Here is a 20,660-nt window from a genome sequence, read left to right as displayed (position 1 = left end):
CTAGTGCGCTGTGGGCGGGGGGTGTATGCGGGAAAGCCCTTGATTATAGCTGGCGGCGTTCACGCTTTCGCCGAAGCGGCGCTCGCATGCAGGCATATCCCCGCTGCAGCGGCAACATTGAGCGACTCTTCGCCACCTGGCTGCGCAATGCGAATGTGGTGGGTTGCGCGCGCTTCCAGTTCGACTGAAACGCCCTGCCCTTCGTGCCCCATGAGCCATGCACAAGGATGTGGCAAGCGGGCCTTGTGCAGCCAATCGCCGCGGTGCGAACTGGTTGCGATCAACGGCACCTGCAATGCCTCGAGCGCGTCGATCCCCACGCCTTCGATCAGGCGCAGGCCGAAGTGCGCGCCCATGCCGGCCCGCAGGACCTTCGACGCCCACAGCGCAGCCGTGCCCTTGAGCGCCACCACCTGCGTGAATCCGAAGGCCGCAGCACTGCGCAGGATCGACCCCACGTTTCCTGCGTCCTGCAGGCGATCCAGCACGACCGTCGGCGCGTCTGCGAGCAGTTCCGGCCGCGCCGGCAGATCCAGCACGAAGCCCATCGGCGCTGGCGATTCAAGGCCACTGACGCCGGCCAGCAGCGCGTCGGCCACGACGATCGTCTTGCCGGCGGACCGCACCCATTCCGGCGCCACCGATGGCCAGAACGACTCGGCAAAGACCGCGACGGCCGGGCGCACGCCACGCGCAAGCGCGGCGCGGCACAGGTGATCGCCTTCGAGCCAAAGCTTGCCCAACTTGCGATAGGCACCGGGATCCTGCGCCAGCTTGCGAAGGTCCTTCAGCAGCGGGTTGTCGCGCGATGTGATGTGCTGGATGTCGGGCGACGTCATGGCGCGGCCACGATCCCGGTCGCATCGACGACGACCCCATTCGCGACCACGACCTCCTGCGTGACGACGGCGTCCGTGCCCATGCGCGCATACGCCGCCGCGACCGGACTGAACGAACGGCGGTGATGCGCGCAGGCGCCGTGCCGCTCCAGCGCCTCCATGTGCTCCGGCGTGCCATAGCCCTTGTGGTTGGCAAAGCCGTAGTGCGGAAACTCCAGGTGCAACTGTTCGCACAAGCGATCGCGGTGCACCTTGGCGAGGATCGAGGCCGCGGAAATGGCTTTCACACGCGCATCGCCCTTGACAATGGCCTCGGCCAACACGTCGAGCACCGGCAGCCGATTGCCATCGACCAGCACCTTCGCCGGCTTGAGGCGAAGCCCATCCACCGCGCGACGCATGGCCATCATCGTCGCCTGCAGGATGTTGAATCGGTCGATTTCCTCGACGCTCGCCTGCGCCACCGAACAGCACAGCGCCTTGGCCATGATCTGGTCGTGCAGGCGCTCGCGTTGCAGCGCGGTCAGCGTCTTCGAGTCGGCCAGCCCGCGGATGGGCCGCAGGTCGTCGAGGATCACCGCGGCGGCCACGACCGGGCCGGCGAGCGGACCACGGCCGGCCTCGTCCACGCCGGCCATGAGGCCCGGCGCATCCCAGACCAGCGAGGCCTGTTCAGCTTTCAAGAACTTTCTGGATCGCATCGGCGCAAAGTGTCGGAGTGTCGCGGCGCAATTCCTCGTGCATCGTTGCAAAACGCTGCTCCAGCGCCGCGACCTTGTCGGGCGATGCCAGCCAGGACAGCGTGGCCTCGGCCAGCGCTTCCGGCGAGGCCGCATCCTGCAGCAACTCGGGCACGACGAACTCGCCGCACAGGATGTTCGGCAATCCGACCCAGGGTTGCAACTGCTGCCGCTGCATGAGCCGCCACGACAGCGAGTGCATGTTGTAGGCAATCACCATCGGCCGCTTGAACAGCGCCGCCTCCAGCGTGGCGGTGCCGCTGGCGATCAGGGTGGCATCGCAAGCGGCCAGCGCCAGGTGCGACTGGCCGTCCAGCAACTGCACCTTGCCGGCCATCGGGCTGGCCTTCAGCATCTGCTCCACCTCGGCGCGCAAGGCGGGAATGGCGGGTGCGATGAACTGGATCTCGGGTCGTGAGCGCTGCATCAACGCTGCCGCCGCGAAGAACCTCGATGCGAGATAGCGCAGTTCGGAACGCCGACTGCCCGGTAACAGCGCGACCACAGGTACGTCGGACGCAATGCCCAGCGCGGTGCGGGCCGCGGCCCGGTCCGGCACCATTGGCACCACGTTGGCAATCGGATGGCCGACGTAGCTGGCGGCAATGCCCAGCTTCTCGAGCAGCGCCGGTTCGAACGGAAAGATGCACAGGACGTGATCGGCCGCCGCGCGGATCTTGTCCGCCCGATCGGCACGCCAGGCCCAGATCGAAGGGCAGACGAAATGCACCGTCTTCATGCCGCGGCTGCGCAAGCCGGCTTCCAGGTCGAGATTGAAATCCGGCGCATCGACACCGATGAAGAGCGGCGGAAACTCCTTCAGCAGACGGGCCTTGAGCTGGCGACGGATGCCCGCGATCTCAGCGTAGTGGCGCAGCACCTCGATGTAGCCGCGCACTGCCAGCTTTTCCTGCGGCCACCAGCTCTCGAACCCGTGCGCCAGCATGCGAGGACCGCCAATGCCGACCGAGCGCATGTCCGGCCAACGCGCCTGCAGGCCATCCAGCAGCAGGCTCGCCAACAGATCGCCGGACGCTTCGCCCGCGACCATCGCGAACTGGTGCTGTGCCGAGGGGCTTGTCATTTCACTGACCCACCGCGCCCAGGCGCATACAGGGGTGGGAGTTCACCTGGCGATGCCGCGCGTGCTGGCCGCGAGGAAGTCGCTCATCAACGCGACATCGGCCGCCGCCTCGGGCACCTCGGCGGCCAACGCGCTGATCGCACCGCGCGCGTCCTCCAGCGTGCGTCCTTGGCGGTACAGCAAGCGGTGCATCTGCTTGACCGCCGCCAGGCGCTCCGCGGTGAAGCCGCGACGTCGCAGTCCGACGGTGTTGAATCCCCGCACAGCCATCGGATTGCCGTCGACCAGCATGTAGGGAGGGACGTCCTGGGACACCGCTGTGGAGAAGCCGACCATGGCGTAGGCGCCGACCTTCACGAACTGGTGGATGCCCACCAGCCCGCCCACCGTAACCCAGTCGCCCAGCTCCACGTGGCCGGCCAGCGTCGTGTTGTTGGCCAGCGTTGCGCTGTTGCCCACATGGCAGTCGTGCGCGATATGGGTGTAAGCCATGATCCAGTTGTCATGGCCGATGCGCGTAATGCCACCTGCCCCGGGCACGCCCAAGTTGAAGGTGCAGAACTCGCGGATGGTGTTGCGGTCGCCGATGACGAGCTCGGTCGGCTCACCCGCATACTTCTTGTCTTGCGGAATCGCGCCGATCGAGGAGAACTGGAAGATCCTGTTGCCGGCCCCGATGGTGGTGCGTCCCTCGACCACGCAATGCGGGCCGATGGAAGTGCCGGGGCCCACCTTCACGTGGGGTCCGATGACCGTATAGGGGCCGACCGTGACCGTGGGGTCGAGTTGCGCCCCGGGGTCGACGATCGCCGTCGAATGGACTTGCGTCATGCCCGCGCGCAGCTCAGTTGATCTGACGCATCGCGCACATCAACGTCGCTTCGCAGGCGAGCTCGGTGCCCACCAGCGCGCGTCCGCTGAACTTCGAGATGCCGGCCTTCATTCGGTCGATCGTGACCTCCAGCGTGAGCTGGTCGCCCGGCTCCACCGGACGCTTGAAGCGCGCGCCATCGATGGCGGCAAAGTAGTAGACCGTGTTGTCGTCCGGCACCATGTCCAGCGAATGGAACGACAGCAGCGCGGCGGCCTGCGCCATGGCTTCGAGCATCAGCACGCCCGGCATCACCGGGCGGTGCGGAAAGTGGCCGTTGAAGAACGGCTCGTTCATCGTCACGTTCTTCAGAGCCGTGATGCGCTTGCCCTTTTCCATGGAGAGCACCCGGTCCACCAGCAGGAACGGATAGCGGTGCGGCAGCAGCTTGAGAATCTGGTGGATATCGAGCGTGGTCATTTTTCCTGTCCTGCAATCACTTCTTTTCGAGGGCCTTGATCCGGTCGCGCAGGCTGTGGAGTTGCCTCAGCGTGGCGGCGTTCTTCTCCCACGCGGCATTGTCGTCGATGGGGAACACGCCGGTGTACTGGCCCGGCTTGAGGATGGACCGCGTGACGAGCGAGGCGGCCGAGATATGGACCCCTTCGGCCAGCGTCAGATGCCCCAGCACCATGCCCGCGCCACCCACCGTGCAATGCGGGCCGATCACCGCACTGCCGGCGACCGCCGAGCAGCCGGCCATGGCCGTGTGCTTTCCGATGCGCACGTTGTGGCCGACCTGGATCAGGTTGTCGAGCTTGACGCCGTCCTCGATCACCGTGTCTTCCAGCGCGCCGCGGTCGATGCAGGTATTGGCGCCGATTTCGACGTCATCGCCGATGCGCACCGCGCCCAACTGTTCGATCTTGACCCAGGTTCCACGTTCTGGCGCCAGACCGAAGCCGTCGGCGCCGATCACGACGCCGGGATGCAACAGGCAGCGTGCGCCGACCTGGCAATCCTCGCTCACGATCACGCTCGACTTCAGCACGGTTTCGGCGCCGATGCGTGCGCCCCGTTCGACCACGCAGAGCGGGCCGATGCGGGCCGTCGGATCGACGACAGCTTCCGGATCGACCACCGCACTGGGGTGAATGCGCGGTTGTGTATCCGTCTTGGCGTGAGCACGTTTCCAGAGTTGCGTGAGTCGCGCAAAGTAGAGATACGGGTCGGGCGTGACGATGAAGGCACCGCGCGCCGCCGCCGGCTCACGCATGGCGGGCGACACGATGACGCAGCCCGCCCCGCAGCTTGCGAGTTCCTTCACCAATTTCGGATTGCTCAGGAAACTGAGCGAGTCGGCACTCGCGCTTTGAAGGGGCGCAAGACGCGCGATTTCGAGGTCCGCGTCGCCCTGGAGTTCTCCCCCGAGGGCATCGACTATGGCTCCGAGGCGCAACGCCACTCTCGTCGCCGCCTTACTTGCCGGTACCTGCGCCGTTACCCGTGCCCGCCGCCGTGGACGCGTTCAGCGCCTTGATCACCTTGTCTGTGATGTCATGCTTGGGGTTGATGTAGATCGCCTCCTGGAGGATGGCATCGTACTTCTCCGCCTCGGCGACTTGCTTGACCACCCGGTTGGCGCGCTCATAGACCGCTTGCAACTCCTCGTTCTTGCGCGCGTTCAGGTCTTCCTGGAACTCGCGGCGCTTGCGCTGGAACTCGCGGTCCTGATCGACCAACTGGCGCTGGCGAGTGGCGCGTTGCGTTTCCGTCAGTGTGGGGGCTTCGCGCTCGAACTTCTCGGAAGCGGCTTTCAGCGCCTCACCCTGCGCCTGCAGATCCTTGTCCCGCTTGGAGAACTCGGCTTCCAGCTTGGCCTGCGCAGCCTTGGCAGTCGTGGCCTCGCGCAACACGCGATCAGGATTCACAAAGCCGACGCGAAAGGTCTCCTGCTGCGCTTGCGCTTGCGCGGCGCACAGCGCAAGAACGGGAATCAACAGGGCGCCAAAGGCACGGGCCAAATGAGTCATTAAAAGGCGGTTCCGATCTGGAATTGAACGCGCTGAATTCTATCCTTGGAGACCAACGGCGGATCGAACGGATTGCTGGTCACATTCGGGATTTCCTTTTGCTGCTTCACCGGGATCGCGTACGCAATCCGCAGTGGGCCGAGCGGCGAAATCCAGCTGATGCCGATGCCCACGGAAGCGCGAATCTTGTTCTGGGCCTTCCATTGTTGTTCAGTGAGCACGGGAGTGCCGTCTTGCTGATACTGGCGATCGCCCCACACGTTGCCGGCGTCGAAGAAGCCGTAGAGGCGCAACGTACGGTCGTTGCCCGCCCCGGGGAACGGCGTGCCCAGTTCGGCATTGAAGATGGCCTTCTTGGTGCCGCCGATCGCGGCGCCTTCGGTCTGGCCCGGGAATGGCGTGTCCTTCGGGCCAAGGGAGTTCTGCTCGAAGCCGCGAACCGAGCCCAAGCCACCCGCATAGAAGTTCTTGAAGATCGGGTAGTCCTTGCCGCCAAAGGCCTTGGCATAGCCCACCTCGGTATTGATCGCGAAGGTGTACTGCTTGCTGATCGGGAAGAACTGCTGGTATTGGTAACTGGAGCGGACGTACCGCATGTCGCCAGCGACACCCACTTCGAGATTGGCCCGTTGAAGCTTGCCACGTGACGGAACCAGGGCGCTGTCGCGATCATCGCGAGCCCAGCCCACCGTCAACGGAATGCCCCACTTTGTGTCTTCCGCACAGGTGAACCCGGACACCGTGGGACCGCAATCAAAATAGTTCTTGTAGGACGTCGGCGTGTAGAGCAAAGCCTGGGTACCCGTATCGAACTTGTACCGCTCCGCGCCGACCCCGAAGAACACGGTATCGACTTCGCTGAACGGCACCCCGAAGCGGATGCTCCCGCCATCGCTCGTCAGCCGGTAGGTCCCGTCCACGGTGTCGTTGTACGGACTGGTAGACGTGTGATACAGACTGAACGTGCGCGAGATGCCGTCCTTGGTGAAATAGGGATCGGTCGTGTTGAGCGAGATGACCCGGTTGTACTTGCTGGTGTTGACGTTCAATCCAAGGAAGTTGCCCGAACCGAAGGCATTTTCCTGCGTGATGCCGAAGGTGACGGAAACCTTGTCCGCGGTCGAGAAGCCCGCGCCCAGTTGCAGCGTGCCGGTCGGCTTTTCGACCAGGGTCACGGTCAGGTCGACCTGGTCGGGAACGCCTGGGATTTCCTGCGTGTCGACGTTGACTTCGGTGAAATAGCCGAGCCGGTCGATGCGGTCGCGCGACAGCTTGATCTTGTCGCCGTCGTACCAGGAGGCCTCGAACTGGCGGAACTCGCGCCGGACCACCTCGTCGCGCGTGCGGTTGTTGCCGCCGATGCTGACGCGACGCACGTAGACACGGCGCGAGGGCTCGGCCACCAGGTTCATGGTCACGGTGTTGTTGCTGCGATCGATCTCCGGCCGAGCCTGCACGCGCGCGAACGCGTAACCGAAGGTGCCGAAGTAATCGGTGAAGGCCTTGGTCGTCTGCGCCACCAACTCGCCGTTGTAGGGCTCGCCCGGCTTGATCGTCACGAGCGACTTGAACTCGTCGTCACGGCCGAGGTAGTTGCCGGCGAGCTTGACGCCCGCGACGGTGAACTTCTCGCCCTCGGTGATGTTTACCGTGATGGACAGGTCCTGCCGGTCCGGCGAGATGGCGACCTGCGTCGAATCGATGCGGAACTCGAGGTAACCGCGCGTGATGTAGTAGGAGCGCAGCGTCTCCAGGTCGGCATTGAGCTTGGTACGCGCGTACTGGTTGGACTTGGTGTACCAGGCGAGCCAGCCGCCGCTGTCCTGGTCGAACAGGCCCAGCAAAGTCGACTCGCTGAACTCCTTGTTGCCGACGATGCGGATGTCCTTGATACGGGCGGAATCGCCTTCGTTCACCGAGAACGTGAGGTTCACGCGGTTGCGCTCGGTCGGTGTGACCGTGGTGATGATCGTGGCGTTGTAGAGACTGCGGCTGATGTACTGGCGCTTGAGTTCCTGCTCGGCGCGATCCGCCAGCGCCTTGTCGAACGGCCGGCCTTCCGCGAGGCCGATTTCACGCAGCGCCTTGGTCAGGGCCGCCTTGTCGAATTCCTTGGTGCCGGCGAAATCGACGCCGGCGATGGTGGGCCGCTCCTCGACGATGACCACGAGCACGTTGCCATTCACATCGATGCGCACGTCTTTGAACAGGCCCAGGTCGAACAGTGCGCGGATCGCGGCCGAGCCGCGCTCGTCGCTATAGGTGTCGCCCACGCGGAATGGCAGTGAAGCGAAGATGGTGCCGGGTTCGACACGCTGCAGGCCTTCGACGCGGATGTCTCGCACCGTGAAGGGCTCGACGGCCCATGCGGCGGTGGCGGCCAGGGAGGCCGCAACCAAAGCGACCACGCTGCGCATACGAAAGCGACTGTTTGACTTGTTCATCTGAGAAGTAACCGGCACGGAAAGGGCCGGTGGAAAGTTAACCAAAGAGCCGTGAGACGTCGTTGAAGAGTGCGATCGACATCATGACCAGCAGCAAAACGAGCCCGCCATTCTGAAGCCCGTTCATCCATGCCGTAGAGACCCCCCTGCCAGTCAGCCCCTCCCAAAGATAATACATCAGGTGCCCTCCATCGAGGACCGGCAGAGGCATCAGGTTCAGTACACCGAGGCTCACGCTGATCAGGGCCAGGAACAGCAGGTATTGCGTGAAGCCGACATTGGCGGACTTGCCCGCGTAATCGGCGATCGTGAGCGGGCCGCTGAGGTTCTTCAGCGAGGCCTCGCCGATCACCATCTTGCCCATCATGCGCACGGTCAGCGCGGACACTTCCCAGGTCCGCACCACGCCGTGCCAGAAGCCGTCCACGAGGCCCTGCCGCACCGTGACCATCTCGGGGGCGGTGCCCACGTAGGCTCCGATCCGGCCGACCTTGAGCTTGCCCTCTTCGCGCGCTTCGGGCGTGACGTCGAGGGTCATGGTGCGACCGTCGCGTTCGATGCGCCAAGGCTGCGTGCGCGGCTTGTCACCATCCACCGAAGCGCGAATCGCGTCGCGCAGTTGCTGCCCGTCGACGATCGCCTCGCTGCCGACCATGCGCACCACGTCGCCGCGCTGCAGACCCGACATGGCGCCAGGGCCGCCCGCGACCACTTCACCGATCTCCGGCCGAGTCAGGGGGGCGAGGACACCGATCTTGCGGAACATCTGCGCATCGGCATCCTTGGCCTCGATGCGGCTCAGCGGCAGCACCAGCAGGCGCGCCGGCTTGCCCTGCTCTCCCGCGATCTCGACTTCGAGGTCGTGGCCATCCAGCGCGGCTCGCGTCATGCGCCAACGCAGGTCTTCGAAGGACCTCACCGGCTCCAGCGCGTCACCGACATAGGCTGCGGCACCGATGAGTTCACCGCCGCGCAAGCCCGCCTGCTCGGCCAGGGAGGCTACCGCCGGCTTCCCCAGGCGTGCCACCGGCTCCAGCACACCGATCCAGTTGACCATCGAATACAGCAGCACCGCGAGCAGCAGGTTGGCGATCGGGCCGGCAGCCACGATGGCCACGCGCGAGCGCAAGGGCTGGGCGTTGAGCGCCTGATACCTCTCCTCGGGCGCAACATCGCCTTCGCGCTCGTCCAGCATCTGGACATAGCCGCCGAATGGAAAGACGCCGAAGGCAAATTCCGTGTCCTGCCCGGGATGCTGCCGTTTCGGCTTGTACGTCCACACCGGCTTGCTGATGCGCCAGAGGAAACGTGACAGGAAGTTGGGGCTGTCAGGATCGCCAAATGGCAAGGTGGCGATGCCGAAGCGCTTGACCCTCACGCCGCACGCCACGGCCACCCGATAGTGGCCGTACTCGTGCACCGTGATCAGCAAGCCGAGCGCGACAACAAAGGCGACGAGGGTAAGCATCCGGATTCCTCTGTTGTGCGATGCCGCGCGTCAGTGGGCGAACCGTTGGGCGGTGGCGTTCGCGGCGGCGCGCGCCTCGGCGTCGAGCGCCAGCAAATCGGCCAGCGATCCTGGCTTGGAGGGCCTGACCGTCTCCAAAGTTTCAAGGTTCACCGCGTGGATGCGGTCGAAGCGCAATCGGCGCGCCAGGAAGGCTTCGACAGCGACTTCATTGGCGGCGTTCAGCACAGCTGTGGTCCCAGGCAAGGCGCGCAGCGCGTGCCATGCCAGGTGCAGCCCTGGGAAACGCGCCGCGTCGGCGTCTTCGAAAGTCAGGGCCGACAAGGCGGCGAAATCCAGGCGTCCGGCGCCGCTCTCGATACGCGCGGGCCAGGCCAGGCCGCAAGCGATGGGCACGCGCATGTCGGGCGTACCGAGTTGGGCGATCACCGAGGAATCCTGGAACTGCACCATCGAATGGATGATCTGCTGTGGGTGGATCACCACCTTGACCTGTTCCGGCGTCAGGTCGAACAGCCACTTGGCCTCGATCACCTCGAGCGCCTTGTTCATCATGGTGGCGGAGTCGACCGAAATCTTCCGGCCCATCGAGAAGTTCGGATGCGCGCAGGCCTCCTCGGGCGTGATGGCGCCGAGCGTCTTCGGGTCGCGCAACCGGAAGGGACCGCCGGACGCCGTCAGCAGCACATGGTCCACGCGCTGAGCCCAGGTGCTGCGGTCTTCCGGCAGGCACTGGAAGATGGCCGAGTGTTCGCTGTCGATCGGCATCAGGTTGGCACCGCCGTCGCGCACCGTGCGCATGAACAGTTCGCCGCCCACGACGATCGCCTCCTTGTTGGCCAGCATCAGGCGCTTGCCGGCTCGCGCCGCGGCAAGGCAAGGCCCCAGGCCCGCCGCACCGACGATGGCGGCCATCACGGCGTCGACCTCTTCATGCGAGGCGATCATTTCCAGGGCGCCCTGAGCGGTCAGGACGGTCGTGCCCAGGCCGTTCTGCTTGAGCTTCTCAGCCAGCTGGGCCGCGTGCGGCCCGCTCGCCATGGCGGCGTAGCGCGGCTTGTAGCGCGCGCACTGGGCCAGCAGTTCGTCCACCTTCGTGGCCGCCGACAACGCGAACACTTCGAAGCGCTCCGGGTGGCGCGAAATCACGTCAAGGGTGCTGACGCCAACCGAACCGGTCGACCCGAGCACCGTCACGCGGAGTTTTCGTCCTTCGTTCACAGCGATACCAGCATCATCGCCAGCGGAAGCACCGGCAACAACGCGTCGACCCGGTCCAGCACCCCGCCATGGCCCGGCAGGAGGTTGCTGCTGTCCTTGGCGCCTGCGGCACGCTTGATCAGGGACTCGACCAGGTCACCGACCACGCTCATCGCGGCCAGGAACACCACGCCGATCAGGAGCAGCCACCAGCCGCGTGCATCCAGCCGCGTGTACAGGCTGTGCACCGATGCGCCGAGCGCACGATCTGACACGACCCAGGCAAACGCCAACACCACCACGCCCGCCATGCCGCCCCACACGCCTTCCCAGCTCTTGCCGGGGCTGATGGATGGCGCGAGCTTGCCCTTGGTGAACTTGAGTCCGAACGCACGCCCCGCGAAGTAGGCAAAAACGTCGGCCACCCAGACGAGCAGCAGGATCGACAGCAGGAAATTGATGCCCACCATGCGTGCCTGCACGGCCGCCAGCCACGCCACCCACAAGGCCAGCAGCCCGCCAACCAGGCGAACCGCACGCGGTATCTTCGGCCAGCCCGGCACGGCCACCCGCAACAGCGCCGCACCGCCGAGCACCCATGCCGCGCTGGCAATGATCCAGACCATGGTCAGCGATTGCCCGAGCAGGCCGACCCACCAGGACAGCGCGCAAAGGAGCACCATCTCGCCCCCCAGCAACAGCGACAAGCGTGGCCCATAACCATTGAGTCGGCCCCACTCCCAGGCAGCGGCGCCGATCAGCACCAACATGACGACCGCAAAGGGCTCGTACGACTTGTAGAACAGGGCTGGCAGCAAGACAGCCAGCAGGGCCAGCGCTGTGATGATTCGTTGCTTGAGCATGCCGCCTCAGGCCGTTTGCCGCGGCGACTTCGAAGCGCCACCGGCGATCTGCGCCGAAGTCTTGCCGAAGCGGCGTTCGCGATTGCTGAATGCGGCGATGGCCTCGTCGAGCGCAGCCTCGTCGAACTCCGGCCACAGCTTGTCGCTGAAGAACAACTCCGCATACGCACTTTGCCAGAGCAGGAAATTCGACAGCCGCTGTTCGCCGCCGGTGCGGATGAACAGGTCCGGGTCGGGCACATGGGCCAGCGACATCGCACGGTCGAGGTTCACTTCAGTCAAGGGCTCGCCTCGCGCGGCCAGTTGCGCGGCGGCACGGGCGATATCCCAGCGGCCACCATAGTTGAAGCAGACGTTGAACACCAGGCGAGTGTTGTGCGCGGTTGCGGCCTCGGCCTGCACCAGGCTGGCGATCATCTTGTCGGACAGGCCACCACGTTCGCCGATGAAATGGAGTTGCACGCCGTCCTCACGCAGCCGCGGCACTTCCCGGCCCAGCGAACCGACCATCAGGTCCATGAGGCCGGACACTTCCTCGACGGGACGGTTCCAGTTCTCGGACGAAAACGCAAACACGGTCAGCACGCCCACACCGCGATCAGCGCAGGCACGGACGCAACGCCGCAGCGACTCGACGCCCTGCTTGTGCCCGGCCACGCGCGGTAGGTAGCGCCGCGTCGCCCAACGACCGTTGCCGTCCATCACGATGGCGATGTGATTGGGGACGGCGGATGGTGCCGTCATGTGCCGAGCAACCAGAGTCGCTGGGGCAGCGACGACACGACAGTGCCGAGCGAGGGGGTCATCACCCTATACAGCCATGATCTCGGCCTCTTTGGCCGTGATCATCTTGTCGATTTCCGCGATGTGGCGGTCGGTCACTTTCTGGATCTCGGCTTCGGCACGCTTCTGGTCGTCTTCCGACGCGGCTTTGTCCTTGACCAGCTTCTTGACCGCTTCATTGGCGTCGCGGCGCAGGTTGCGCGTGGCGATCTTGGCGGCCTCGCCCTCGTTGCGCACCAGCTTGGTCATTTCCTTGCGGCGCTCTTCGCTCATCGGCGGCATCGGCACGCGGATCAGGTCGCCCATCGAGGCCGGGTTCAAGCCGAGGTCGCTTTCGCGAATGGCCTTCTCGATCTTCGCGCCCATGCCCTTTTCCCAGGGCTGGATGCTGATGGTGCGCGAATCCAGCAGCGCCACGTTGGCGACCTGGCTCAGCGGCACCTGCGAGCCGTAGTAGTCGACATGGATCGAGTCGAGCAGCGCCGGATTGGCACGGCCCGTGCGGATCTTCGTCAGGTTGTTCTGGAATGCGGCGAGCGACTGATTCATCTTGGTATCAGTCGTCTTGCGAATATCTGCAATGGTCACTTCAATTCTCCTCAAGCCTCAAGCATGGACCAGTGTGCCTTCATCCTCGCCCATCACGACGCGCCGCAGCGCGCCGTTCTTGAAAATCGAGAACACCTTGATCGGCAATTTCTGGTCGCGGCACAACGCGAAAGCGGTGGCATCCATGATCCCGAGATTTTGCGCGATTGCTTCGTCAAAGCTGAGCGTCGCATAACGCGTGGCGCTGGGGTCTTTCTTGGGGTCAGCGGTGTAGACGCCGTCGACCTTGGTGGCCTTCAGCACCAGTTCAGCACCGATCTCGGCGCCACGCAAGGCGGCCGCAGTGTCGGTGGTGAAGAAGGGGTTGCCGGTACCGGCCGCGAAGATCACGACCTTGCCCTCTTCGAGGTACTGCAAGGCCTTGGGACGGACGTAGGGCTCGACCACCTGCTCGATCGCAATGGCCGACATCACGCGGGCCGTGAGGCCCTGCTTGTTCATCGCGTCGGCCAGCGCCAGCGCGTTCATCACGGTGGCAAGCATGCCCATGTAGTCGGCGGTCGCGCGATCCATGCCGACCGAACCGCCGGCCACGCCGCGGAAGATGTTGCCGCCGCCGATGACGACGGCGACTTCCACGCCCATGTTCACCACTTCCGCCACTTCCTCGACCATGCGAACGATGGTCGCGCGGTTGATGCCGAAGGCATCGTCTCCCATCAGCGCCTCTCCCGACAGCTTCAACAAGATGCGCTTGTGGGCTGGGCGGGCGTTGGGCATGAGGAGATTCCTTGAGTGGTTGGCGGGAGGGAGTTTAAGCGGGGAGCGTGATGGGGCCGCACGCGCGGCGCCATCGTTTGCGGCGGTCAGGCCGCGGGCTTTTCGCCCTTGGCGGCAGCGACTTGCGCAGCCACTTCGGCGGCAAAGTCGTCGACCTTCTTCTCGATGCCTTCGCCGACGATGTACATCGTGAAGCCCTTGATCGAGGTGTTGGCGGACTTGAGCATCTGCTCGACGGTCTGCTTGTCGTTCTTCACGAAAGGCTGGTTGTGCAGCGAGACTTCCTTCAGGAACTTCTGCACGCCACCTTCGACGCGCTTGGCGACGATTTCAGCCGACTGCGCCGGTTTGCCGGCGGCTTCGGCGACCTTGCGGTCTTCCTCGGCCTTGCCCATGGCAACTGCGCGCTCTTTTTCGATCAGGTCAGCGGGCACGTCGGCGGTCGAAAGCGCGACCGGCTTCATCGCGGCGATGTGCATCGCGACGTCCTTGGCAGCCGTGTCGTCGCCTTCGTACTCGACCAGCACGCCGATGCGCACGCCATGCAGGTACGAAGCCAGCTTGGCGCCGGAATTGAACTGCTTGAAGCGGCGGAAGCTCATGTTCTCGCCGATGGTGCCGATCAGGCCCTTGCGCACGTCTTCCAGCGTGGGGCCGAAGCTGTCTTGCGAATAGGGCAGTGCGCCCAGCGCGGCGACGTCGGCCGGGTTGTGCTTCGCGACCAGTTCAGCGGCAGCCTTGGCCATGGCCAGGAAGGCGTCGTTCTTGGTGACGAAGTCGGTTTCGCAGTTGATTTCGATCATGCCGCCGACGGTGCCGTCGACGTATGCGGCGACCACGCCTTCAGCCGTCACGCGCGCCGATGCCTTGCCGGCCTTGTTGCCGAGCTTGATGCGCAGCAGCTCTTCGGCCTTTTCCATGTTGCCTTCGGCCTCGGTCAGGGCCTTCTTGCATTCCATCATGGGCGCATCGGTCTTTGCGCGCAGTTCGCCGACCATGCTTGCGGTGATTGCAGCCATTTGTTTTCTCCGTTATCTCAATATTCAGATTAAAAAAAGGGGCCATGAAGCCCCTTCTTCAGGCTCGCGGGCGAGCAACTCAGGCCGAAGCGCCCTCTTCGACTTCCACGAACTCGTCGCTGTTGCCTTCGGCGATGGCCTTGACCACGTCACCGGTGGCGCTGTTGCGGCCTTCGATGATTGCGTCGGCGATACCGCGGGCGTACAGCGTGACGGCCTTCGATGAGTCGTCGTTGCCGGGGATCACGTAGTCGATGCCTTCAGGCGAGTGGTTCGAGTCGACCACGCCGATCAGCGGAATGCCGAGCTTCTTGGCTTCGGCCACGGCGATCTTGTGGAAGCCCACGTCGATCACGAAGATCGCGTCCGGCAGCGCAGCCATGTCCTGGATGCCGCCGATGTCCTTTTCCAGCTTGGCGATTTCGCGCGAGAAGGTCAGTTGCTCCTTCTTGCTCAGCGAATCGAGGCCGGCTTCCTGCTGGGCCTTCATGTCCTTGAGGCGCTTGATCGAGGTCTTGACCGTCTTGAAGTTGGTCAACATGCCGCCGAGCCAGCGGGTGTCGACGAAGGGCACGCCGGCGCGGCGGGCTTCGGTCGCGACGATTTCACGGGCCTGGCGCTTGGTGCCGACCATCAGGATCGTGCCGCGGTTGGCCGTGAGTTGCTTGGCGTACTTCATCGCGTCCTGGAACATCGGGAGCGACTTTTCCAGGTTGATGATGTGGATCTTGTTGCGATGGCCGAAGATGTACGGGGCCATCTTGGGGTTCCAGAAGCGGGTTTGGTGACCGAAGTGGACACCGGCTTCCAGCATTTCGCGCATGGTGGTCGACATAGGAATAACTCCAAAGGTTGTGTCTTAAATCCAGTCCGTCATCGCGATCCTGAAGGGGATCACGACACCTTGAGTGGGCTGGTTTGCGGATGTGTTTCTAAACTGATGATTACCTGGATTGTCCGGGTAGACCCGGATGGCGCCCTCTCAGCGAAACCCAAGGAGTATAGCATGGGGGCATGCACGACCTTTACGCCACACGCCTCGCACTGCGCGCGGGCCGGACCGACGCGCGCACCGAAATAGAGCACGCCATCACAGCCGCCGAATCGCCGGCCTGCAACCACGTCTTCACGCACCCGATGTTCGACCGGGCCCGCGAGGACGCGGCGCGCGCCAACGCGGAACAGCCCCTGGCCGGACTCGCGTTTTCCGCCAAGGACCTGTTCGACATCGAGGGCCAAACGACGCCGGCCGGCTCGAAAGTGCTCGCCCACGCGCCGGCCGCGAAAGCCGATGCGATTGCAGTGACCCGCCTGCGCGCTGCCGGCGGGGCCCTCATGGGCCGCACCAACATGACCGAATTCGCCTTCTCGGGGGTCGGCGTGAATCCGCACCACGGCACGCCCGCCAATGCCTGCGACACGGCCACGCCACGCATTCCGGGCGGGTCGTCGTCCGGCGCCGCGGTTTCCGTGGCCAGTGGCGCGGCCTTCATCGGCCTGGGCTCGGACACCGGCGGCTCGATCCGCATCCCGGCCGCGCTCAACGGCATCGTCGGCTTCAAGAGCACCGCGCGACTGGTGCCGGCCGATGGCGCGCTGCCGCTGTCGACCACGCTCGACACCGTGTGCGCCATGACGCGCTCGGTGCGCGACGCGGTCATCACCCACGAAATCCTGGCCGGGCGCCATGTCACGCGCGGCAACGCGCCGCTGGCCGCGTACCGCTTGGCCGTCCCCACCAACGTGTTCCTTGACGGGCTCGAACCGGCGGTCGCCGCCGCCTTGGACGATGCCCTGGCTCGCCTGCGCGCGGCCGGCGCCCGGATCGAGGAGATCACGCTACCCCCGCTGTCGGAACTGGCCTCGATCAACGCGACAGGCGGCTTCTCCGCCGCCGAAGCCTATGCCTGGCATCGCCTGTTGCTGGAGCGCAGCGGCGCCGGCTACGACCCCCGCGTTGCCCGGCGCATCGTCAACGGCGCCCATATGAAGGCGCACGAATACATCGAGCTGATCCACGCACGCCACGCCTGGATCGAACGGATGGAAGCCTTGCTGTCGCCTTTCGACGCCCTGCTCTCGCCCACCCTGCCGATCACGGCCCCGACCATTGCCAGCGTGGCGCCTGGCGCCGAGCGGGATGACGAGTTCTTCCGCATCAACAGCCTGTTGTTGCGCAATCCGTCCATCATCAACATGCTCGACGGCTGCGCCATCTCGATCCCGTGCCCCGTCACCGAGGGCCTGCCCGTCGGGCTGATGATCTGGCATGCGGCGCTGCATGACGACCCCGTGCTGGCCGTCGCAGCGCAGGCCGAGCAAGCACTGCAAGCAGCGTAGGAACCATCCCGCCGCGCCCGCGCAGGACGACGGCTCCGCCCCCGCCGTTGCGGCGACGGCACAACGGAGCATCGAATCCGCCTCGCCCGGGCACCTCAGCCCGCCTCGCGTCGTCTATCCTCGGCGCTTGGCGCGCAATGCGTGCCTTCTTCTGACATTTCGAATCCAATGAAAATCGCAATCGTGGGCGCCGGCATCATCGGTGTCACCACTGCCTGGGAATTGGCCTGCGACGGCCACGAAGTCATGGTGTTCGAGCGCCGGGGCGCCGTCGCGGAGGAATCCAGCTTTGCCAACGCGGGCGTGGTCGCGCCCGGCTACATCACCCCCTGGGCCGCGCCCGGCATGCGCGGCAAGGTCCTGCGCTCGCTGCTGTCCACGCATGGCGCGGTCAAGGTGCGCTGGCCGCTCGCCATGCGCGACCTGACGTTCATGAGCCGTTGGCAGCGCGCCTGCAAGCTCGAGACCTACCTGGCCAATCGCACCCGCATGCAACGGCTGGCCTTCTACAGCCGCACCCGCCTGCACGAGATCACCGAAGCCTGCGAACTCATCTACGAACGCAGCGATGGCTACATGGTGCTGCTGCGCTCCAAGCGCGACGTCAAGATGGTGCAGCCGGGCCTCGACGTGCTGCGCGCCGTCGGCACCAAGTTCCAGCAACTCGACGCCGACGAGGCCCGCAAGATCGAGCCCGCGCTCAGCACCGAGACCTCGCTCAGCGGCGCCATCCACCTGCCCGACGACGAGGTCGGCAACTGCCGGCAGTTCGCGCTGCTGCTCAAGCGCGAGGCCGGGGCGCTTGGCGTGCAGTTCCACTTCGGTTGCGACATCGCGCCACTCACGCGCGCGTCGCCGCGGGCGATCTCGCTGGCCGGCGGTTCCGAAGCGCACGAGTTCGACGCCATCGTGATGTGCGCAGGGGTCGACTCGGCCCGCATGCTGAAGCCGCTCGGCTTGCGCATTCCGCTGACGCCGGTCTACGGCCACTCGATCAGCGCCAACATCCGCGAGCCGCTCAATGCGCCGCGCAGCGCGGTGATGGACGAGCGCTACAAGGTCGCGATCTCGCGGCTCGGCCTGCGTGTTCGCGTGGCCGGCAGCGCTGAGTTGGGCGGGGCCCGCGACGAGGTCAACCCCGCCGCCTTGAAGACGCTCTACAAGGTATTGCACGACTGGTTCCCCGGCGCAGTGACGCTGCAAGCCGGCGTACAGCAATGGAAAGGTGCGCGCCCGATGCTGCCCGACGGCCCGCCGATCCTCGGGCCCAGCGGCATACCCGGCATCTGGCTCAACCTGGGGCACGGCTCCAGCGGCTGGGCCCTGTCCTGCGGCAGTGCGCGCGTGACGGCCGACCTGATCAGCGGCAACGATCCCGGCGTCGACCTCGAAGGCCTGGGCGTCGAGCGCTTGCTGGTGAACTGATCGCAGAGGCATCGAGTGCAGCGCGTCACCTCATCGACCGTTGCAGACCTGTTCGACGTCGCAGGCACGCGCAGCCTCGAGCATGCCGCAGCCGCGACGCTGCCACCGCACACGCTGATGCAGCGAGCGGGCCTCGCAGTCGCGAGGTTGGCGATGGCGCTCGCGCCGCACGCGCGCACGGTGTGGATTGCCTGCGGCCCCGGCAACAACGGCGGCGACGGCCTGGAAGCCGCCGCGCAACTGAAGCAGCGCGGCTTTGCGCCCGTCGTCACCTGGCTTGGCGATGCGGACCGCGCGCCGCCAGACGCCCGTGCTTCGCTCGAACGCGCGCGTGCCGCGGGTGTGGTCTTCGACGCATCACCACCGGCCGCTTGGGACCTGGCGATCGACGCATTGCTCGGCATCGGTGCCAGCCGCCCGCCGGACGGCGTGATGGCGCAATGGCTTCGGTCCATGAATGCCGGCGCCGCGCCGGTTCTCAGCGTCGATGTGCCGTCCGGCCTTGACGCCGACACCGGCCGCGTGTCGGCAGACTTGATGCCGTCGCGCCATCAGGGCGGACGACGCTTCTGCCTCAGCCTGCTGACCTTGAAGCCCGGCCTGTTTACCGCGCAGGGCCGCGATGCCGCAGGCGAGGTCTGGCTCGATGACCTGGGCTGCGAATCCTCCGCCGCGACGCCCGCGGGACGCCTCGCAGGCACCCCGCCCCCACGTGCGCGATGGCACGCTTCGCACAAGGGCAGCTATGGCGACGTTGCCGTGATCGGCGGCGCGCCCGGCATGGCGGGTGCGGCCTTGCTGGCGGCATCTGCGGCCCTGCATGCCGGTGCCGGTCGGGTATTCGCCGGCCTCCTCGATGGCCGAGCGGCATTGGATGCCTCTCAACCCGAACTCATGTTGCGCGACGCCGCCTCGCTGGACCTGGCTCAGATGACGACCGTCATGGGATGTGGTGGCGGCACAGCCGTTCGCGCGTTGCTGCCCCGAGTTCTGTCGACGGCGCACCGGCTGGTGATAGACGCCGACGCACTCAATGCCATCGCATTCGATCCCGCACTGCAAGTGCTGCTCGAATCACGCGGCCGACGCGGCCAGCAGACCGTGCTCACGCCTCACCCGCTGGAAGCCGCGCGCCTGCTCGACGTCGATACGTCCGCAGTACAAGCCGATCGAATCGGCGCAGCCCAACGGCTCGCGAACCGCTTCGGCAGCACAGTCGTGCTCAAGGGCTCCGGCACGGTGATCGCGGCGCCGGGCGAGCGCCCCTCCATCAACCTGACTGGCAATGCGCGCCTGGCCTCAGCCGGCACCGGCGACGTGCTGGCCGGCATGGTCGGCGCAGCATTGGCGAGCGGCCTGCCCTCACTGGCCGCGGCACGCGAAGCGGTGTGGCTGCATGGCCATCGGGCCGACCGATGGCCCGCCGACACGCCACTCACCGCCGGCGCGCTGGCACGCGGAGGCGTGCACTGAAGTTCGACTTCAGCCGCGGCCCACGAAGGGCATCTTGGTCGCCATGATCGTGTGGAACAACACGTTGGCTTCCAGCGGCAGATTGGCCATGTAGAGCACCGAACGGCCGACGATGTCCACGTCGATCACCGGCTCCACCGCGATCTCGCCATTGGCTTGCGGCACGCCATTCGCCATGCGTCCGCCCATCGCGGTCATCGCGTTGCCCACGTCGACCTGGCCGACGGCGATGTCGTACTTGCGGCCGTCCAGCGAAGCCGTCTTCGTCAGACCCTGCACCGCGTGCTTGGTCGCCGTGTAGGCGATCGAATTCGGCCGCGGCGCCGTGGCCGAGATCGAACCGTTGTTGATGATGCGGCCACCCCGCGGCGACTGCGCCTTCATGGTGCGGAAGGCCTGCTGGATGCAATAGAACATCCCGTTCAGGTTGATGTCCACGACGCCCTTCCACTGCGCGGCGGTCCAGTCCTCGAACGGGCCGGGCGGGTTGCCGATACCCGCGTTGTTGAACAGCAGGTCGACCCGGCCGAATTGCTTCACCGCTGCGGCAAACAGCGCCTCGACGGAAGCCGGGTCGGCCACGTCGGTCGGCACCGCGATCACGCGCGAGCCGGCGCCGGACTCCTTGGCAACGGCTTCCAGGGGCTCGGCCCGACGCCCGGCCAGTGCCACGCTCCAGCCGTCGCCGAGCAAGGCCAGTGCACCGGAGCGGCCAATGCCGGTGCCGGCGCCGGTCACGATCGCAATGCGCGAGCCCGGGGTTGTCTCTGCGGTCATTCAGTCTTCACTTTCTTCTTGGTTGGAGGTTT

The 20,660-nt window shown here is 65.7% G+C and carries 20 protein-coding genes; 3 read left to right on the top strand and 17 right to left on the bottom strand.

Translation table 11 applies throughout. The features are described 5' to 3' along the window. Positions 1-59: 59 nt before the first annotated feature. The 16 genes from WKW82_RS12130 to rpsB all read right to left on the bottom strand — a co-directional run bounded on the left by WKW82_RS12130 (position 60) and on the right by rpsB (position 15,448). Positions 60-839, bottom strand: coding sequence for a TrmH family RNA methyltransferase (locus tag WKW82_RS12130; RefSeq protein ID WP_340342541.1), 780 nt, complete (start codon positions 837-839; stop codon positions 60-62). After that, positions 836-1,540 carry a ribonuclease HII gene (gene rnhB, locus WKW82_RS12125; RefSeq protein WP_340342540.1) on the bottom strand — a complete coding sequence of 235 codons (705 nt, stop codon included), beginning with the start codon at positions 1,538-1,540 and terminating at the stop codon, positions 836-838. Before rnhB ends, WKW82_RS12130 begins: the two co-directional genes overlap by 4 nt. Continuing rightward, positions 1,512-2,663, bottom strand: coding sequence for a lipid-A-disaccharide synthase (gene lpxB, locus WKW82_RS12120; RefSeq protein WP_340342539.1), 1,152 nt, complete (start codon positions 2,661-2,663; stop codon positions 1,512-1,514). Before lpxB ends, rnhB begins: the two co-directional genes overlap by 29 nt. A 42-nt stretch (positions 2,664-2,705) precedes the next feature. Next, entirely contained in the window at positions 2,706-3,494 is a 789-nt protein-coding gene (gene lpxA / locus WKW82_RS12115; RefSeq protein WP_340342538.1) for an acyl-ACP--UDP-N-acetylglucosamine O-acyltransferase, read from the bottom strand. Between the two features lie 13 nt (positions 3,495-3,507). Beyond that, on the bottom strand, positions 3,508-3,954 hold the full coding sequence (gene fabZ / locus WKW82_RS12110) for a 3-hydroxyacyl-ACP dehydratase FabZ (protein WP_213954287.1): 447 nt from the start codon (positions 3,952-3,954) through the stop codon (positions 3,508-3,510). Positions 3,955-3,970: 16 nt separating this feature from the next. Further along, the gene (lpxD, locus tag WKW82_RS12105) at positions 3,971-4,939 is read right to left on the bottom strand and encodes a UDP-3-O-(3-hydroxymyristoyl)glucosamine N-acyltransferase (protein ID WP_340342537.1); all 969 of its coding nucleotides are present in this window, start codon (positions 4,937-4,939) and stop codon (positions 3,971-3,973) included. Positions 4,940-4,952: 13 nt separating this feature from the next. Beyond that, entirely contained in the window at positions 4,953-5,507 is a 555-nt protein-coding gene (locus WKW82_RS12100) for an OmpH/Skp family outer membrane protein (protein WP_340342536.1), read from the bottom strand. Continuing rightward, a complete protein-coding gene (gene bamA / locus WKW82_RS12095) occupies positions 5,507-7,951 on the bottom strand; it encodes an outer membrane protein assembly factor BamA (protein ID WP_340342535.1) in 2,445 nt (814 codons plus the stop codon). The genes WKW82_RS12100 and bamA overlap by 1 nt, the downstream gene beginning before the upstream one ends. 37 nt (positions 7,952-7,988) lie before the next feature. Beyond that, positions 7,989-9,419: an RIP metalloprotease RseP gene (gene rseP / locus WKW82_RS12090; protein WP_340342534.1), complete on the bottom strand. Its 1,431-nt coding sequence runs from the start codon at positions 9,417-9,419 to the stop codon at positions 7,989-7,991. 30 nt (positions 9,420-9,449) lie between these two features. Next, a complete protein-coding gene (locus tag WKW82_RS12085; protein WP_340342533.1) occupies positions 9,450-10,640 on the bottom strand; it encodes a 1-deoxy-D-xylulose-5-phosphate reductoisomerase in 1,191 nt (396 codons plus the stop codon). After that, complete coding sequence (locus tag WKW82_RS12080) at positions 10,637-11,482, bottom strand: phosphatidate cytidylyltransferase (protein WP_340342532.1); 846 nt, start codon at positions 11,480-11,482, stop codon at positions 10,637-10,639. Before WKW82_RS12080 ends, WKW82_RS12085 begins: the two co-directional genes overlap by 4 nt. A gap of 6 nt (positions 11,483-11,488) precedes the next feature. Continuing rightward, positions 11,489-12,226: a polyprenyl diphosphate synthase gene (gene uppS / locus WKW82_RS12075; RefSeq protein WP_340342531.1), complete on the bottom strand. Its 738-nt coding sequence runs from the start codon at positions 12,224-12,226 to the stop codon at positions 11,489-11,491. A gap of 66 nt (positions 12,227-12,292) precedes the next feature. Further along, a complete protein-coding gene (gene frr / locus WKW82_RS12070; RefSeq protein WP_340342530.1) occupies positions 12,293-12,853 on the bottom strand; it encodes a ribosome recycling factor in 561 nt (186 codons plus the stop codon). Between the two features lie 18 nt (positions 12,854-12,871). Continuing rightward, on the bottom strand, positions 12,872-13,594 hold the full coding sequence (gene pyrH, locus WKW82_RS12065; protein ID WP_340342529.1) for a UMP kinase: 723 nt from the start codon (positions 13,592-13,594) through the stop codon (positions 12,872-12,874). A gap of 86 nt (positions 13,595-13,680) precedes the next feature. Next, positions 13,681-14,613 carry a translation elongation factor Ts gene (tsf, locus tag WKW82_RS12060; protein WP_340342528.1) on the bottom strand — a complete coding sequence of 311 codons (933 nt, stop codon included), beginning with the start codon at positions 14,611-14,613 and terminating at the stop codon, positions 13,681-13,683. A gap of 79 nt (positions 14,614-14,692) precedes the next feature. After that, entirely contained in the window at positions 14,693-15,448 is a 756-nt protein-coding gene (gene rpsB, locus WKW82_RS12055; RefSeq protein WP_340342527.1) for a 30S ribosomal protein S2, read from the bottom strand. A 179-nt stretch (positions 15,449-15,627) separates the two neighbouring features. On the opposite strand from rpsB, the gene WKW82_RS12050 reads away from it, so the two are divergent. From WKW82_RS12050 to WKW82_RS12040, 3 genes are all read left to right on the top strand, one after another. Next, positions 15,628-16,953 carry an amidase gene (locus WKW82_RS12050; protein ID WP_340342526.1) on the top strand — a complete coding sequence of 442 codons (1,326 nt, stop codon included), beginning with the start codon at positions 15,628-15,630 and terminating at the stop codon, positions 16,951-16,953. A 168-nt stretch (positions 16,954-17,121) separates the two neighbouring features. Continuing rightward, positions 17,122-18,378 (top strand): D-amino acid dehydrogenase, encoded by a 1,257-nt coding sequence (locus tag WKW82_RS12045; RefSeq protein WP_340342525.1) that lies wholly within the window; start codon positions 17,122-17,124, stop codon positions 18,376-18,378. Positions 18,379-18,393: 15 nt separating this feature from the next. Continuing rightward, positions 18,394-19,851: an NAD(P)H-hydrate dehydratase gene (locus WKW82_RS12040; protein ID WP_340342524.1), complete on the top strand. Its 1,458-nt coding sequence runs from the start codon at positions 18,394-18,396 to the stop codon at positions 19,849-19,851. Between the two features lie 9 nt (positions 19,852-19,860). On the opposite strand, the gene WKW82_RS12035 is transcribed toward WKW82_RS12040, so the two are convergent. Then, positions 19,861-20,628, bottom strand: coding sequence for an SDR family oxidoreductase (locus tag WKW82_RS12035; RefSeq protein ID WP_340342523.1), 768 nt, complete (start codon positions 20,626-20,628; stop codon positions 19,861-19,863). Positions 20,629-20,660 lie beyond the last annotated feature (32 nt).

Origin of the sequence: Variovorax rhizosphaerae, assembly GCF_037889975.1 — a bacterium.
Classification (GTDB): Bacteria; Pseudomonadota; Gammaproteobacteria; order Burkholderiales; family Burkholderiaceae_C; genus Variovorax; species Variovorax rhizosphaerae.
This window is presented reverse-complemented; position numbering and strand designations above follow the sequence as displayed.

Coding starts and splice junctions, on each gene's coding strand:
- rseP (WP_340342534.1), bottom strand. CDS start 9,419: ATGCTTACCCTCGTCGCCTTTGTTGTCGCGCTCGGCTTGCTGATCACG.
- rpsB (WP_340342527.1), bottom strand. CDS start 15,448: ATGTCGACCACCATGCGCGAAATGCTGGAAGCCGGTGTCCACTTCGGT.
- rnhB (WP_340342540.1), bottom strand. CDS start 1,540: ATGCGATCCAGAAAGTTCTTGAAAGCTGAACAGGCCTCGCTGGTCTGG.
- pyrH (WP_340342529.1), bottom strand. CDS start 13,594: ATGCCCAACGCCCGCCCAGCCCACAAGCGCATCTTGTTGAAGCTGTCG.
- WKW82_RS12045 (WP_340342525.1), top strand. CDS start 17,122: ATGAAAATCGCAATCGTGGGCGCCGGCATCATCGGTGTCACCACTGCC.
- bamA (WP_340342535.1), bottom strand. CDS start 7,951: ATGAACAAGTCAAACAGTCGCTTTCGTATGCGCAGCGTGGTCGCTTTG.
- lpxA (WP_340342538.1), bottom strand. CDS start 3,494: ATGACGCAAGTCCATTCGACGGCGATCGTCGACCCCGGGGCGCAACTC.
- WKW82_RS12080 (WP_340342532.1), bottom strand. CDS start 11,482: ATGCTCAAGCAACGAATCATCACAGCGCTGGCCCTGCTGGCTGTCTTG.
- WKW82_RS12130 (WP_340342541.1), bottom strand. CDS start 839: ATGACGTCGCCCGACATCCAGCACATCACATCGCGCGACAACCCGCTG.
- lpxB (WP_340342539.1), bottom strand. CDS start 2,663: ATGACAAGCCCCTCGGCACAGCACCAGTTCGCGATGGTCGCGGGCGAA.
- WKW82_RS12100 (WP_340342536.1), bottom strand. CDS start 5,507: ATGACTCATTTGGCCCGTGCCTTTGGCGCCCTGTTGATTCCCGTTCTT.
- tsf (WP_340342528.1), bottom strand. CDS start 14,613: ATGGCTGCAATCACCGCAAGCATGGTCGGCGAACTGCGCGCAAAGACC.
- WKW82_RS12050 (WP_340342526.1), top strand. CDS start 15,628: ATGCACGACCTTTACGCCACACGCCTCGCACTGCGCGCGGGCCGGACC.
- uppS (WP_340342531.1), bottom strand. CDS start 12,226: ATGACGGCACCATCCGCCGTCCCCAATCACATCGCCATCGTGATGGAC.
- WKW82_RS12035 (WP_340342523.1), bottom strand. CDS start 20,628: ATGACCGCAGAGACAACCCCGGGCTCGCGCATTGCGATCGTGACCGGC.
- fabZ (WP_213954287.1), bottom strand. CDS start 3,954: ATGACCACGCTCGATATCCACCAGATTCTCAAGCTGCTGCCGCACCGC.